The 14,107-nt window shown below is 68.8% G+C and carries 13 protein-coding genes; 6 read left to right on the forward strand and 7 right to left on the reverse strand.

Annotation, left to right across the window (positions count from 1 at the left end):
- Window positions 1-8 precede the first annotated feature (8 nt).
- Entirely contained in the window at window positions 9-953 is a 945-nt protein-coding gene (locus ACYVN4_RS04630) for an IclR family transcriptional regulator (protein WP_460717957.1), read from the reverse strand.
- A 121-nt stretch (window positions 954-1,074) separates the two neighbouring features.
- Between ACYVN4_RS04630 and hutH the strand changes: the two genes are divergently transcribed.
- The 5 genes from hutH (at window position 1,075) to ACYVN4_RS04655 (ending at window position 8,003) form a co-directional block, all read left to right on the forward strand.
- Window positions 1,075-2,637: a histidine ammonia-lyase gene (gene hutH, locus ACYVN4_RS04635; RefSeq protein WP_460717958.1), complete on the forward strand. Its 1,563-nt coding sequence runs from the start codon at window positions 1,075-1,077 to the stop codon at window positions 2,635-2,637.
- Window positions 2,634-4,283, forward strand: a complete 1,650-nt coding sequence (gene hutU, locus ACYVN4_RS04640) for a urocanate hydratase (protein WP_460717959.1) — start codon at window positions 2,634-2,636, stop codon at window positions 4,281-4,283. Before hutH ends, hutU begins: the two co-directional genes overlap by 4 nt.
- 12 nt (window positions 4,284-4,295) lie before the next feature.
- Window positions 4,296-5,591 carry a formimidoylglutamate deiminase gene (locus ACYVN4_RS04645; RefSeq protein WP_460717960.1) on the forward strand — a complete coding sequence of 432 codons (1,296 nt, stop codon included), beginning with the start codon at window positions 4,296-4,298 and terminating at the stop codon, window positions 5,589-5,591.
- Window positions 5,592-5,601: 10 nt separating this feature from the next.
- Window positions 5,602-6,771 carry an imidazolonepropionase gene (hutI, locus tag ACYVN4_RS04650; protein WP_460717961.1) on the forward strand — a complete coding sequence of 390 codons (1,170 nt, stop codon included), beginning with the start codon at window positions 5,602-5,604 and terminating at the stop codon, window positions 6,769-6,771.
- A 392-nt stretch (window positions 6,772-7,163) separates the two neighbouring features.
- Window positions 7,164-8,003 carry a sterol desaturase family protein gene (locus tag ACYVN4_RS04655; protein WP_460717962.1) on the forward strand — a complete coding sequence of 280 codons (840 nt, stop codon included), beginning with the start codon at window positions 7,164-7,166 and terminating at the stop codon, window positions 8,001-8,003.
- Here the strand turns inward: ACYVN4_RS04655 and ACYVN4_RS04660 are convergent.
- Both ACYVN4_RS04660 and ACYVN4_RS04665 read right to left on the reverse strand, forming a co-directional pair.
- Window positions 8,000-9,262, reverse strand: a complete 1,263-nt coding sequence (locus ACYVN4_RS04660; protein ID WP_460717963.1) for an FAD-dependent oxidoreductase — start codon at window positions 9,260-9,262, stop codon at window positions 8,000-8,002. The two genes, ACYVN4_RS04655 and ACYVN4_RS04660, sit on opposite strands and share 4 nt — an antisense overlap.
- 42 nt (window positions 9,263-9,304) lie before the next feature.
- Entirely contained in the window at window positions 9,305-9,784 is a 480-nt protein-coding gene (locus ACYVN4_RS04665; protein WP_460717964.1) for a MarR family winged helix-turn-helix transcriptional regulator, read from the reverse strand.
- A 62-nt stretch (window positions 9,785-9,846) separates the two neighbouring features.
- Here ACYVN4_RS04665 and ACYVN4_RS04670 point away from each other — a divergent pair, with 62 nt between their 5' ends.
- Complete coding sequence (locus ACYVN4_RS04670) at window positions 9,847-10,407, forward strand: DUF3159 domain-containing protein (protein ID WP_460717965.1); 561 nt, start codon at window positions 9,847-9,849, stop codon at window positions 10,405-10,407.
- A gap of 122 nt (window positions 10,408-10,529) precedes the next feature.
- Here ACYVN4_RS04670 and ACYVN4_RS04675 read toward each other — a convergent pair whose 3' ends face one another.
- The 4 genes from ACYVN4_RS04675 to ACYVN4_RS04690 form a co-directional block, all read right to left on the reverse strand.
- Window positions 10,530-10,877: a DoxX family protein gene (locus tag ACYVN4_RS04675; RefSeq protein ID WP_460717966.1), complete on the reverse strand. Its 348-nt coding sequence runs from the start codon at window positions 10,875-10,877 to the stop codon at window positions 10,530-10,532.
- An 83-nt stretch (window positions 10,878-10,960) separates the two neighbouring features.
- Window positions 10,961-12,118 carry an alpha/beta hydrolase gene (locus ACYVN4_RS04680; protein ID WP_460717967.1) on the reverse strand — a complete coding sequence of 386 codons (1,158 nt, stop codon included), beginning with the start codon at window positions 12,116-12,118 and terminating at the stop codon, window positions 10,961-10,963.
- A gap of 72 nt (window positions 12,119-12,190) precedes the next feature.
- On the reverse strand, window positions 12,191-13,597 hold the full coding sequence (locus tag ACYVN4_RS04685; RefSeq protein ID WP_460717968.1) for a HEAT repeat domain-containing protein: 1,407 nt from the start codon (window positions 13,595-13,597) through the stop codon (window positions 12,191-12,193).
- Window positions 13,594-14,028, reverse strand: a complete 435-nt coding sequence (locus ACYVN4_RS04690; RefSeq protein WP_460717969.1) for a T6SS immunity protein Tdi1 domain-containing protein — start codon at window positions 14,026-14,028, stop codon at window positions 13,594-13,596. The genes ACYVN4_RS04685 and ACYVN4_RS04690 overlap by 4 nt, the downstream gene beginning before the upstream one ends.
- Window positions 14,029-14,107: the final 79 nt, after the last annotated feature.

Here is a 14,107-nt window from a genome sequence, read left to right on the forward strand (position 1 = left end):
TCAGGTATTCATCGCCTTCGGGCCACCTCGTCTTGGTTCCGAGTCGGGCCATCTTCTGGCGAATGACGATACCCCACACTGTGTTCCGCGACCTGCGCATTCGCGAACACGGTGGCAGATCTCGGATTAGCTCGGTGTGGCGGGCGGCCACCGATGGCGGCGGTCAGCGAGGCCGCGACGGCCCGCACGGGAGCGGCGAATTCCGGCCAGAGATATCCGCATTCAGCGGATTCGGCGGGGTTGTCCGAAAACTCGTCGGCGCAGTAATGCCGCACGGTCAGGCCGATGGCGGCGATCGGATGCCCGCCGTGATCGAACACCGCGGCCGCCACGGTGGCGAAACCGCTTGTGACATAGCCGTCTTCGACCGCCCAGCCGCGCTCGCGCTCGACCTTCAGCACGCTGCGCAGCCGCCGCAGATCGCGCGGACCGCGGGCCGTGCGCATGGGAAAGGCGGCCGCGGAGGGGAACAGGGCGCGCACATGGGCGGGCGTCAGCTGGGCGAGCATGGCGCGGCCGGTCGCGGTGAGGTGCGCGGGCAGTCGCACCCCGACATCGGTGACCAGGGTCTGCGGGCGGGCCGGGCGCTGTTCGATCAGGTACAGCGACTCGTTGCCGTGCAGCACGCCGAGATGCCCGGTCCCGCCGGCGGTGTCGACCAGACCCCGCAGCAGCGGCGCGGCCACCCGTTCGAGGGGGTCCTGACGCAGGTAGGCGGCACCCAGTTCGAAGGCCGCGAGCCCCAGCCCGTACTTGCGCTCGGCCGCCAGATATGTCACGTATCCCGCCGCGCGCAGCTCGTTGAGCAGCTGATACGTGGTGGAGCGGGGGAGTTCCAGGGTGCGGGCGATCAATGCGGCGGGCACCGGGTGCGGGCGCTGCGCGAGCAGATCCAGCACCCGCAGGCCGCGCCGCAGCGCGGGAATGTCACCGCCCATCGGGTATCTCACCACCGCCCATTGCGTATCCGACACCGCTCACCGCGTATCTCCCCGTCCATCCTGTCTGAAATACCAGACGAAACCCGGCCGTGGGTGCTCGATCTCGGGGACGGAAGAGGCTGGAATGGTGCCCATGACGCGAATCGGGATCGAACGGGTACCGGTGGGAGCGGGGCCCTTGAGCCGGGCGGCGGTGCTGGCGGTGGCGCGGCACGGCGCCGGGGTGGAGCTGGACGCCGACGCGCTCGACGGGCTGGCGCGGGTGCGGCGGCACATCGACGAACTCGCGCACAGCGACCGGCCCGTCTACGGGGTGTCCACCGGATTCGGCGCCCTTGCGCTGCGGCACATCCCGCCGGATCGGCGAACCGACCTGCAGCGCTCCCTGATTCGCTCACACGCCGCCGGAGCGGGCACGCCCGTGGAGCCCGAGGTGGTGCGCGCCATGATGCTGCTGCGGCTGCGCACCCTGCTGTCCGGGCACACCGGCGTGCGGCCCGAGACCGCGCGGGCGCTGGCCGGGCTGCTCGACAGCGGCCTGATTCCGGTGGTGCCGGAATACGGTTCGCTGGGCTGCTCGGGTGATCTGGCCCCGCTGGCCGCGGTGGCGCTGGCCCTCATGGGGGAGGGTTCGGTGTTGGGGCCAGACGGGCCGCGGCCCATCGCGGCGGCGCTCGCGGAATCCGGTCTGACGCCGATCATCCTGGCGGAGAAGGAAGGACTGGCGCTCACCAACGGCACCGACGGCATGCTGGGTATGTTGGTGCTGGCGATCGAGGATCTGCGCCGACTGTTCGACCTGGCCGATCTCACCGCCGCCATGAGCGTGGAGGCGCAACTGGGCACCGATCGGGTGTTCGCGGCGGATCTGCAGCAGTTGCGGCCGCATCCGGGGCAGGCGGTGGCGGCGGCGCGCATGCGGGCGGCGCTGGCCGGATCGCCGATCGTGGCCAGTCACCGCGGAGAGGACTGCCCGCGGGTGCAGGATGCGTATTCGCTGCGATGCGCACCGCAGGTGCACGGTGCGGCCCGGGACACGCTCACGCATGCCGAGACCGTCGCGGAGCGTGAATTGTCCTCCGCCATCGACAATCCCGTGGTGCTGGCGGATGGTCGGGTGGAGTCCAACGGCAACTTCCACGGCGCGCCCGTGGGCTATGTGCTCGACTTCCTGGCCATCGCCGTCGCGGATGTGGCGAGCATCGCCGAGCGGCGCACCGACCGCATGCTCGACGTCCACCGCTCGCACGGGCTGCCCGCGTTCCTGGCGGCCGATCCGGGCGTGGACTCGGGGTACATGATCGCGCAGTACACGCAGGCCGGGGTGGTGTCGGAGCTGAAGCGGTATGCCGTTCCGGCGTCGGTGGATTCGATTCCCTCCAGCGCCATGCAGGAGGACCACGTATCCATGGGGTGGGCCGCGGCGCGCAAGCTGCGGCGCTCGGTCGACGGTCTCACCACCGTGCTGGCGATCGAACTGCTCACCGCCGCCAGGGCATTGGACTTCCGGGCCCCGCTCGAGCCCGCCCCGGTCACCGGCGCACTCCGGGACCTGGTGCGGGAGCGGGTCCCCGGACCGGGACCGGATCGGCATCTCGCACCCGATATCGCCGCCGTCGTCGAGTTGGTGCGGTCGGGGGCTCTCGATCACCTGATCGACGGTTCCGCCATGGCACAGCAAGGGGTTTCCTCATGACCAGGACAGTCCGCGCGGCGCGCGGCGCCACGCTCACCGCGCGCAACTGGCAGACCGAGGCCGCGTGGCGGATGCTGCACAACAACCTCGATCCCGACGTCGCCGAGCGGCCCCAGGATCTCGTCGTCTACGGTGGCACCGGTCGGGCGGCACGGGACTGGCCCAGCTTCGACGCCATCTCCCGCACCCTGCTGGACCTGCGCGAGGATGAGACGCTGCTGGTGCAGTCGGGTCGGCCGGTGGGGGTGCTGCGCACCCACGAATGGGCCCCACGGGTCCTGCTCGCCAACTCGAATCTGGTTCCGGATTGGGCCAATTGGCCGGAGTTCCGGCGGTTGGAGGCGGCCGGGCTCACCATGTACGGGCAGATGACCGCCGGGTCCTGGATCTACATCGGCACCCAGGGCATTCTGCAGGGCACCTACGAGACCTTCGCGGCGGTGGCGGCCAAGCGATTCGGCGGCAGCCTCGCCGGAACCCTCACGCTCACCGCGGGTCTCGGCGGTATGGGCGGTGCGCAGCCGCTGGCGGTCACCATGAACGGTGGGGTGGCGCTGTGCGTGGAATGCGATGCGGGACATGCGCGCCGGCGGGTCGAGACCCGGTACCTGGACGAGATCGCCGACGATCTCGACGACGCACTGACCCGCGTGCTGGCCGCCAAGGCGGCGCGGCGGCCGCTGTCGGTGGGTGTGATCGGCAATGCCGCGGAGGTGCTGCCGGAGCTGCTGCGCCGCGAGGTCGAGGTGGACATCGTCACCGATCAGACCTCCGCCCACGACCCGCTCACCTATCTGCCGATCGGCATCGCGCTGGAGGACTGGGACGACTACGCGAGCCGCAAGCCGGACGAATTCACCCGGCGCGCACGGGATTCCATGGCGCTGCAGGTCGGCGCGATGGTCGGGTTCATGGACCGGGGCGCGGAGGTCTTCGACTACGGCAACTCGATCCGGGGTGAGGCGAAACTCGCGGGCTACGAGCGCGCCTTCGACTTCCCCGGATTCGTGCCCGCCTACATCCGGCCGCTGTTCTGCGAGGGCAAGGGGCCGTTCCGCTGGGTGGCGCTCTCGGGCGATCCCGCCGACATCGCGGCCACCGATCGCGCCATGCTGGAACTGTTCCCCGAACACGAATCCCTCGCCCGCTGGATCCGGCTGGCGGGGGAGCGGGTGGCCTTCCAGGGGCTGCCCGCCCGCATCTGCTGGCTCGGCTACGGCGAGCGCCGGGCCGCCGGTCTGCGATTCAACGAGATGGTGTCGCGCGGTGAGGTTTCCGCACCGATCGTGATCGGCCGCGACCACCTCGACTGCGGCTCGGTGGCCTCCCCGTACCGGGAGACCGAGGCCATGGCCGACGGGTCCGACGCCATCGCCGACTGGCCGCTGCTCAATGCCCTGGTCAATACCGCCTCGGGGGCCAGTTGGGTGTCCATCCATCACGGCGGCGGGGTCGGCATCGGGCGTTCCATTCACGCGGGCCAGGTGACCGTCGCCGACGGGACCCCGCTGGCCGGGCAGAAGATCGATCGGGTACTGACCAATGATCCGGCCATGGGCGTGCTGCGGCACGTGGATGCCGGGTATCCGGAGGCGGATGCCGTTGCCCGGGACCGGGATGTGCGAATCCCGTTGTGGGAGAGCTGAAGCGATGGCCGGATGAGCAGCTACTGGTTCCCGCGGGCATGGCTCCCCGACGGGGTGGCCGACGCGGTGCGGATCGATGTCGCCGAAGGGGTGATCACGGCCGTCTCGCCGGGGGAGAAGCCCACCGGGACAGTGTTTTCCGGCCTGGCCGTGCCCGGGCTCGCCAATGCGCACTCGCATGCCTTCCACCGGGCGCTGCGGGGGCGGACGCAGGCGGAAGGCGGCAGCTTCTGGACCTGGCGTGACCGAATGTATGCGCTGGCACGGAGATTGGAGCCGGACTCTTACTATCGGCTGGCGCGGGCGGTGTACGCGGAAATGGTGCTGGCCGGGTACACCAGCGTGGCGGAATTTCACTACCTGCATCATCCCGGGCACGGGCAGCGGTATACCGACCCCAACGAGTTCTCCCACGCGCTGGTGGCGGCGGCAGCGGACGCCGGGATTCGGCTGACCCTGCTGGATGTGTGTTATCTGGCAGGAGGTTTCGGTCAGCCCACCTCGGGAGTGCAGCAGCGCTTCGACGACGGTGACGCGGACGCCTGGGCGCGTCGGGTCGAATCCTTCCGTCCCGCAGGTGATCTGGTGATCACCGGGGCGGCGATCCACTCGGTGCGGGCCGTCCCGGCCGAACAGCTCCCGGCCGTGGTGCACGGCGCGGCCGGGCGTCCCCTGCACGTACACCTGTCGGAGCAACCGCGGGAGAACGCGGAGTGCCTGGCGCAGTACGGGTGCACGCCGACCGAACTGCTCGCGGCGGCAGGCGCTCTCACGCCTCGCACCGTGGCCGTCCACGCCACGCACCTCACGCCCGGAGACATCGCCGCGCTCGCGGACTCGTGGGTGTGCCTGTGCCCCAGCACCGAAGCCGATCTCGGCGACGGCATCGGACCCGCCCGTGCCTTGGCCGACGCCGGTGCCCGCCTGGCCCTCGGCAGCGACGGCCAATCGATCATCGACCCCTGGTTCGAGACCCGGGCCCTCGAGTTCCACGACCGTCTCGCCAGCGGGTCCCGTGGCCGCTTCGAGCCGGGTGAACTGCTCACCGCCGCCACCGCCCACGCCGCCTCCGGCTGGTCGAACCTGGGCGCGATCGCCCCCGGACGCGACGCGGACCTGGTCTGCGTGGACACGGCCTCGGTTCGCACCGCAGGAGTCGACGGCCCCGGAATCCTGTTCGCCGCCAACGCATCCGACGTCACCGACGTCATGATCGCGGGCCGCTGGATCGTGCGCGACCGCTCCCACCGCACATTCGGCAATGTGGCAGCAGCCCTCGATTCCGAGATCGGAGCACTGTGGCAGTGATCGGAGAGCTATGGCAGTGACCGCCACGCTGATCACCGGCATCGGCGAACTCACCACCAACACCGAGGAATTCGGTGTCCTGACCGATGCCGCCCTCGTCCTGGAGGGCGAACGCATCGCCTGGATCGGCCCCTCCGCGTCCACCCCCGACGCGGACCACCGCGTCGATGTCGGCGGCCGCGCCGTCCTCCCCGGCTGGGTCGACAGCCACACCCACCTGGTCTTCGCCGGTGACCGCACCGCGGAATTCGGTGCCCGCATGAATGGAATCCCCTACTCGGCAGGCGGTATCCGCACCACCGTCGAGGCCACCCGAGCCGCGAGCGACGAGCTTCTCGCCGCCAACCTGCGCCGCCTGCGCACCGAAGCCCTCCATCAGGGCACCACCTACCTGGAAACCAAAACCGGCTACGGACTCACCATCCCGGACGAAAAACGCTGCGCCGCACTGGCCGCCGAGGTCGCCGACGAGGTGACCTTCCTCGGCGCCCACATAGTCCCACCCGACCTCTCCGCCGACAGCTACACGGACCTGGTCTGCGGCGCCATGCTCGACGCCGTCACCCCCTACGTCCGCTGGATCGACGTCTTCTGCGAGACAGGCGCTTTCGACGCCACCCACTCCGCCCGAGTCCTCGAAGCCGGTCGCTCGCGAGGTCTAGGTCTGCGAGTCCACGGCAATCAACTAGCCCCCGGCCCCGGCGTCCAACTGGCCGTCTCCCACGGCGCGGCCAGCGTCGACCACTGCACCTATCTCACCGACACCGACATCGAGGCTCTCGCCGCCTCCACCACCGTCGCCACCCTCCTCCCGGCCTGCGACCTCTCCACCCGCCAACCCCTGGCCCCCGCGCGCCGCCTCCTCGACGCCGGAGCCCGAATAGCCTTGGCCACCAACGCCAACCCCGGCAGCTCCTACACCACGTCCATGGCCTTTTGCGTAACGACCGCGGTCCTCCAGATGGGCCTGACCGTCCCCGAAGCAATCTGGGCCGCCACCGCAGGCGGCGCTGTGTCCCTCGCTCACGACCTGGCCGCCCCCGGTGCCGTAGGCATCCTCCGCCCCACTGCCCGAGCCGACCTCCACATCCTCGATGCCCCCTCCGCCACCCACCTCGCCTACCGCCCCGGCGTCCCCCTCACCTGGTCGGTGTGGCACCGGGGCGAACAGGTGTCGTGATTGTGGGAGTCCAGTGCCCCAGGAATTGTGGGCAGACAATCCGAAAACGGCACACTTCAGAATTGCTAGCCTCGAGACCTCCTACACCTACCACCACGGGAGCCTCGAGTGTCCAAAGTCAATGCCAGAACCAGGTTCCGTGGAACACTAGCTGTCGCAGTGCTTCTCACCGGCTTGGCCACTGCCAAGGGTGTAGCCCACGCCGCGCCGGCCGCCCCGCAGCCCGTCGCCTCGACCGGCTCGTCCGACCAGATCACCGGGTCGGCGCAAAGCGGGGTCGGGTCCTTGCTCTCCTTCCTCAACGGCATCTTCAGCGTTCCCACGGGTCATGGGGGCGGCGTCCAATAGTCGAATTCCCAACCCTGTCAGATGAATTCGGACTAGGACTCACGGTGGATTTCAGTCGCATTCTCCTCTTCGCGGTACCCGTGAACTTGCTCGCCATGCTCGTCGAATGGGTGGCCTGGCGACGCAGCGCGGGCGGGGATCGGAAGCGTGGGTTCTATGCTCCGGATACCGCGAACAGCTTGGTAATCGGCCTGGTCAGCAAAATAACCGTGCCACTGGAGAACCTGTTCGTCCCGTTCTCCTTCCTCCTGGTCACCGCCGCGCTGACCCCGTTCCACCTCCCCGCCGACCGCTGGTGGACGTGGGTGATCGGTGTGCTGGCCACCGATTTCTGCTACTACTGGGGCCATCGCGCCGAACACCGCGTCCGCATCCTCTGGACCGCGCACAGCGTGCACCACTCCAGCGAGCAGTTCAATATGTCGACGGCCCTGCGAATGCCGGCGTTGATGCCGTTCGCGACCTTCCTCTACAACGCGGCCTACATCCCCGCCGCCCTGATCGGTGTCCCCCCGCTGATCATCATGTTCGTGCTGATGGCCACCTCGATGTTCCAGTGGCCCTTGCACACCCAACGCATCGGCTTCCTCCCCGAGCCCATCGAATACGTCTTCAACTCCCCCTCCCATCACCGGGTTCATCACGGCGCCGACAACCCCTACCTGGACAAGAACTACGGCGGGATCCTGATCATCTGGGATCGCCTGTTCGGCACCTACGCCCACGAATCCGCGCCCATCACCTACGGCCTTACGAAGAACATCAACACGTTCAACCCGATCAAAACGAACTTCCACGAATTGCTGGCCATGCTCACCGACATCGGTGAGGCCCGCGGCACCCGACCCGTCCTGCGTGCCGTCTTCGGCCCGCCCGGCGCCTAGCGGCTGGCAACCCCGATAGGCGCCGGGCCGAACATGGCGCGTTTGACCGGTGGGACTGCTTCGGCGATGCGGAGCATCGAGCGGAAGGCCAGGCGGGGGAGGCGGGCTTCGGAGGCGGCGTTGGTGGCGTTGCGGGTGGAGCGGGTCAAGGCCTCGTTGGCGTAGGTGCGCATCTGGTGCTCGTAGGCGCCGACCCGGGCGGTCAGGTCCGGATCGCCGGTCGCGGTGATTGCGCGGCGCAGGGTGTCGGCGTCGCGTAGTGCGGTATTGGCGCCGATCCCGGCCATCGGGGTCATGTTGTGGATGGCGTCGCCCAGGAGGGTGACGGTGTTCGGTGTCCAGGACGGCAGGACCGGCATGGTGCGCAAGGGGATCGCGGCCAGTGTCGCGGGGTCGGTCTCGGCGACCAGGAGGCCCAATTCCGGTGCCCAGCCCGCGATTCGGGTGCTGACGTGGTCGAGCCACCGCGTCGGCGACAGGTTCTCGACGGCGGTGGGGTAGCTGCCGCGCGCGGCTGCCCAGGCCCAAACCAGGTTGAAGTCCGGGGCGGTGCCCGCCGGTGTGGGCCAGGTGGACACGAACATCCAGCCCGGCCCCGAGGGGACGATGTTGTTGACCGAGCCGTCGATCAGGGTGTCGGGCAGTCGCGCGGCGAGATCGTCGGTCAGGGGTAGCCGCCCGGCGATATTGACGATGTCGAGGTCGATGCGGTCCAGGCCGGGAAGTCGTTGCCCGCGCACGCGGGAATTGCTGCCGTCGGCACCGATCAGGAGGTCCCCGACCGTGTGGCTGCCGTCGGTGAAGTGCGCGGCTACCCGCCCGTCGGGAGTGTGCTCGTAATGGCTGAATTCCTTGTCCCACTGCACGATATCGGCGTCGCTGTGCGTGACGGCGTTGAATCCGTCCAGTAACGCATCGCGCAAGGCGTCGCGGGAGATGGCTCGCCGACGCGTGATCGGGTCGGTCGTGTTTTCGGGAGTTTCGTTGTCGCGCACGGCCAAAGCGCGCAACCGCTGGTCGTGGAATCGAACCAGAGCGCGTGCGGGAACCGACGAATCGGTGAGCCTGGCCCAGTTCTCGGCGGGCAGGCAGGCGTGCAGGGCACGCAGCCCGTCGGCGTCGAGGTGGATGCCGTAGCTCGAGGGCTGGTCGGCCGGGGTGGGACGGCGCTCGAAGACCTGGGTATCGACGCCGGCCGCGCGCAGGCCGTGGGCCAGGGTCAATCCGCCCAGGCCCGCGCCGATGATGAGTACTCGCATGACTTACCTCCGTAGGGAATGGGCAGCAGATCTCCGGGCAGTTCAGGCTGGCGGATAGGTGAATCGGGTCAGCAGATCCACGAGCTGCTCGGCTTCGCCGGGGCCGAGATGGGCGACGAGTTCGGCCGCGGAGGTCCGGGCGGGAACATGTGCGGCGTCGAAGGTTTCGAGGCCCTTGTCGGTCATCTCGATCACGCGGACTCGCTTGTCGCCGGGCACCGGGCGGCGCACGACCAGCCCGGCGGTCTCGAGTTCGTCGATCGTGCGTCCGAGTGTGGTTTTGTCGCTGCCCATGAGAGCCCCCAGCTCACGCTGATTGAGCGGGCCGCGCCGGTTCAGGGTTGTCAGGGCGGCGAAGTGCCGCAGTTCCAGGCCCAGTGGCCGGATGGTGTCGGCCATCGCGCTCGCGGCACGCTCGTGCGCGCGGCGCAACAGCATGCCGAGCGCGAAGGGCGATTGATCTCCGCGCGCGTCGGTCGCACGTTCGTCGCCGGTGACGGGAAGGCTCGTGTCTTTGTCCACAATGAGAAAGTATCACACGAGAAATACTTGCGCGAGATGTTCTCGACTGAGAGTATCTGGCCATGCGTTCTTCGAACTTGCTGGTCGCCGCGGCGCCGACGGTCGTGTTCGTCGCCGTCAATGCGGCGACCTCGCTCACCATCGCGGTCATCACGGCCGCGGCGACCGCGATCGCCGGATTCGGCTATCAGCTCCTGCGCCGGAAGTCGTTGTGGCATGCCCTTTTCGGCCTGCTGATCGTGGCGGCCTGTGCCGCCGTCGCCATCGTCACCGGTCAGGCGAAAGGCTTCTTCGTCGTGCCCGCGCTCATCACCGGCGTCATCGTCGTGGTCTGCACCGCCACCATCGCGGCACGCAGGCCCTTGAGCGGCTTGCTGCTCAACCGGATCTCCGGCGGCCCGCCGGACTGGTACACCCGACCTCGCCTACGCCGTGTCCACGTGGTCGCCACTTGGCTCTGCGCCGCGGTCGACGTGCTGAGCCTGGCCCTGACCGCGGTGTTCTACCTGACCGACAACACCGTCGCCCTGGGCACGGTCCACCTCGCGAATGCCCCCGTCTTCGCCGCCATCGTCGCGGCCACCCTCGTCCGCGCCCGCCGGGTCATCGCCGACCCCGCTTAGAAAGAGCCACCCCAACTTCGCCGCCCACACCGCGGCGGTCGCCGCCATCGCCTCGGTCGAACCGGGCCGGTACACGATCGCGACGGTGATCAGCGGTCCGCCGGTCGAATGAGGTGGCCGGTTCAGCGAGCCAGTTGCAGGGCCAGGGTGGCGGCCGCGGGGGCCAGGTAGAGCAGGGGGAACGGGGTGGTCTTGTAGGAATGGGCGCGAATGGTCGTGATCGCGGCTCCGGCGAAGTAGAGGATCAAGCCGATGGCGGCCGCGACGCCGATTGCGGGAACGAAGAAACCGGCGATCAGGCCCAGTGCCCCAGCGGTTTTGGTCGACGCGAGCCAGTTCCACCAGCTGCGGGGGACGCCGTATTCGATCAGCGGGTCCACCACGAACTGCTGCTTGGCGAACAGTGAGTAGCCGGAGAAGCCGACCCACAGGGCCGCGACGATACCGACGATGTGATAGGCGAGGTTCATGATGATCGACCGTCCTTCCGTATGCGATTGCTCGATCGCTGGAATGACGACGGCCGGCCGTCAGGTGTGACATCCCTCGGTGGTCAGGGCAGATGGTTCTGCAGGAAGCCGAGAGCGTCGGGGAGGGAGGCGAGGAACGCGCCGCTGTGGTCCTTGCCCGGGTAGGCGGTGACGGTGATGGTCGCCCACGGGTTGTGGGATTGCAGGGCGGGGCCGTAGGCGGGGGTGTCGGCCGGCGGGACGTCGATATCGGCGGTGCCGTAGCCGATCATGAGGTCGGCGGGGACGACGTCCTCCTGGTATGAGACCAGCGCGTGGATGTCGGACTCGAAGGTGGGCGTCGGGTGGTTCGGATCGGCTACGAGGGCGGCCGGGCGCCGGCCCGCCGCGTCCGCTACCAGGTCCGAAAGGCATTCGGTGGTGGCCTTTTCCACGTATTCGCGGCCGAAATCGGACAGGTAGGGGAGGACGCTACCGGGGTTACGGTCCTCGAGCGCGGCGAGGTAGTAGCCCGCGTAGCCGACCTGATTGTCGGAGCCGGTGGAGTCGGCGCGGAACATCTCGCGCAGGCTCTTGGCCGGGTTGGTGCGCAGGCCGGTGGCGATAACGCCGGTGAGTCCCTGTGCGTACCTGGGGTTTCGGGCGTAGAGGGCGGCGGCGCTCATGACGGCGTGCGCACCCTCGGACTGGCCGATGAGAACCCAGTGGTGGGTCAGCGGGACCGGCAGATTGCGCACCGCGGTCACCGCGTCCAGCAGTGAGCGGCTCTCGACATCGGTGTTGTAGTAACTGAAATTGCCGCCGGTGCCCAGGCCCTGGTAGTCGGGGGCGAGTACCGCGTAACCGCGCGACAGGATCTCGTTGAAATAGCTGCGATTACGGTCGGACTGGGGTCGATGCGACGGCGCGCAGTCATTGCCGATCCCGATGGTGCCGTGCGCCCACACCACCAGCGGCCAGCCACCCTGCGGCGGCAGCCCCGGCGGCAGGTACAGCCCGGCCGTGGCGCGGGCCTGATTGTCGTGCTGGTCGACGGTCGTGTAGCTGATCCCCATCGATACCGCGGCCTTGTCGAAAGACCATGCCCCATTGAGCAATTCGACGCCGTCGAGCCGTCCCAGGTTGGCAGTGTCCGCCACCGCCGGGGTAGCGGTCGCGGTCAGCGCCGCGCACGCGCTCACCGCACCCGCGGCCAGCGCGGCCTGCCGGACGGCCCCCGCGAACCTGTGACGAACTGCCATGGCCACCACTCCCTCTCGACGGCACAACGGTCCGACAATACCGCTCGCTCGGTGCCGGGGCGCGGCGCTTGATCAGGATTGGCGAGCGGTGAGGGAAGCGAGCGCGCTCTGCAGGTCGAGATTGTCGACGGCGGCCAGTTGCGCGGGCACGGTCACGGTGGTGTCGAGGTCCCGCAGGGCCCACAGGATGGCGAGGTGCACCGACCAGTTCACCCCGGGCGGCTCGGCCAGCAGGTCGGTGAGCGTGGAGATCGCCTCGGCAGCAGCAGGTTTCGACAGTGCCACGATCGCCTCGTAGCGGACGGCCGCGCGTCGATCCGAGCGGGCCAGCTCTACAAGGCGGTCCACGCAGGCGGGACCCGCGTGCACGACGTACGTGCGCAGCGCCTCCTGAGCCGTGGTCCCGGTCGCCGTCGCCAGGTATCGCCAGGCCACCTCGGCGACCTCCGGATCGGCGGGGATCGTGGACAGGAAGTACATCGCGGACTTGCGCACCCCGAAACTCCGGTCATCCACCAGCCGCACCAGCTCCGCCGTGCATCCCCAGATCGCGAGTGCGGCACAGCCGATCTCACGCACCAGCGGGTTTGGATGAGCCGCGAACCGCGCGCTCGCCCGTGTGCGTGCGCCGGGCTCATAGCCCTGCCAGTCCGCGCTGCGCAATGTCCCGTCGAGCTCGGCCCGGGCGGCGTCCGGATCGTCGAGCAGTCGCATCAGCTCGGCTTCCTCGACCGCGCGCCCCGGACGGTGGGTGCTGAGCGGCAGCAGTTCGCGGCCCGTGATCTGCTCCGGCCACTGCACCAGATCCCGCACCGGCTGCATCCATTCCCGCAGCAGTGCAACAGTTTTCGCCTTGCCCTCGGTGGCGTTCTGCTCGAAGCTCCAGTGCACCTCCTCGAAGGAATCCTTGGCGACCTCGGCGATCCGCGCATCCGGGTGCGCTCGTAATTCCGAGATCTCCCGCAGTACCCGCCGACTCGGGTAGTACCGCAAGGTATTGATCGCCGCCGCGGCCGCCTCGAACGTCTCATCGTGCGCGGCAGCCAGCAATCCGGACTCCGCTGCCACCGGCTCTTCCCACAGCAGCGTCGCCGCGGCCGCCTCGCGCACCGCCGAGTCGCGATGTCCGAGCGCACGCACCAGCACGGGCACGAATTCGGCCTCGCCGAACCCGAAACTCATGGACTCCACCGCTGTTGCCTGCAGCGGATGTTCGTCATCGCCCGCCACCGCGATCACGATGTCGGCCTCGGTCCGGTCCATGAGGCCGAGCGCGTGCCGCATGACCACGAGATCCCCACTGGCCCACCAGGTCCGGCGCTGTTCACCGGTGGTGGTGTCGTCGAATCCGGTCAGCACCTCCGAAGCGCGCAACCGCACCGATTCGGGCAGCGTGGCATCCAGCACCATGGCCGTCAGCCGCGGAATCGACCGGTAGTCCTCCGCGCGCGCCAGCTCGTCGAAGTCCTCGGGCGTCACTCGAATTCCTGCGCCTGCGCCACCAGATCGAAGAACACCCAGACCCCGCCCTTCTGATACGACTCCGGCGCTTCGGATCCGCCCAGGAACGGGTACGGCGTGGCGATGTACACCTCGCCCTCACCGAGCGGCCCGAGCCGCCGCCGGATCTCGGCCACATGGCCCGGCTGCAACACATAGGTGATGACGTTCGGATCGAACAGCACCTCGGAGACGAACGCGGCCGCGTCGGTGAACACTCCGTAGTCCTTGACGCCGGGACTGTACGGATCGAGGATGCCGTACTCGCCGGTCCGGCTGCTCATCAGGAACGCGTAACCCAGATCCGAGTAGCCGATAACCATGTCGTAGCGCGGATAGTGCTCGGCCCAGGCCGGCATTACGCGGTCGAGCCGCTGGTCGCCGATCAATCGGAAGGAAACGCTGGTCACTGCGCCCATCCAACCAGACCGACCGGGACTGACCCTCGACAGGCTCTACCGCACACGGTAATGATCGAACCGATCCGTC

It is taken from the genome of Nocardia heshunensis (genome assembly GCF_054782115.1).

Excerpts from the sequence above, each read along its gene's own strand:
- hutI (WP_460717961.1), top strand. The coding sequence starts at position 5,602 with ATGGCAGTGACCGCCACGCTGATCACCGGCATCGGCGAACTCACCACC.
- hutH (WP_460717958.1), top strand. The coding sequence starts at position 1,075 with ATGACGCGAATCGGGATCGAACGGGTACCGGTGGGAGCGGGGCCCTTG.
- ACYVN4_RS04680 (WP_460717967.1), bottom strand. The coding sequence starts at position 12,118 with ATGGCAGTTCGTCACAGGTTCGCGGGGGCCGTCCGGCAGGCCGCGCTG.
- ACYVN4_RS04670 (WP_460717965.1), top strand. The coding sequence starts at position 9,847 with ATGCGTTCTTCGAACTTGCTGGTCGCCGCGGCGCCGACGGTCGTGTTC.
- hutU (WP_460717959.1), top strand. The coding sequence starts at position 2,634 with ATGACCAGGACAGTCCGCGCGGCGCGCGGCGCCACGCTCACCGCGCGC.
- ACYVN4_RS04660 (WP_460717963.1), bottom strand. The coding sequence starts at position 9,262 with ATGCGAGTACTCATCATCGGCGCGGGCCTGGGCGGATTGACCCTGGCC.
- ACYVN4_RS04675 (WP_460717966.1), bottom strand. The coding sequence starts at position 10,877 with ATGAACCTCGCCTATCACATCGTCGGTATCGTCGCGGCCCTGTGGGTC.
- ACYVN4_RS04645 (WP_460717960.1), top strand. The coding sequence starts at position 4,296 with ATGAGCAGCTACTGGTTCCCGCGGGCATGGCTCCCCGACGGGGTGGCC.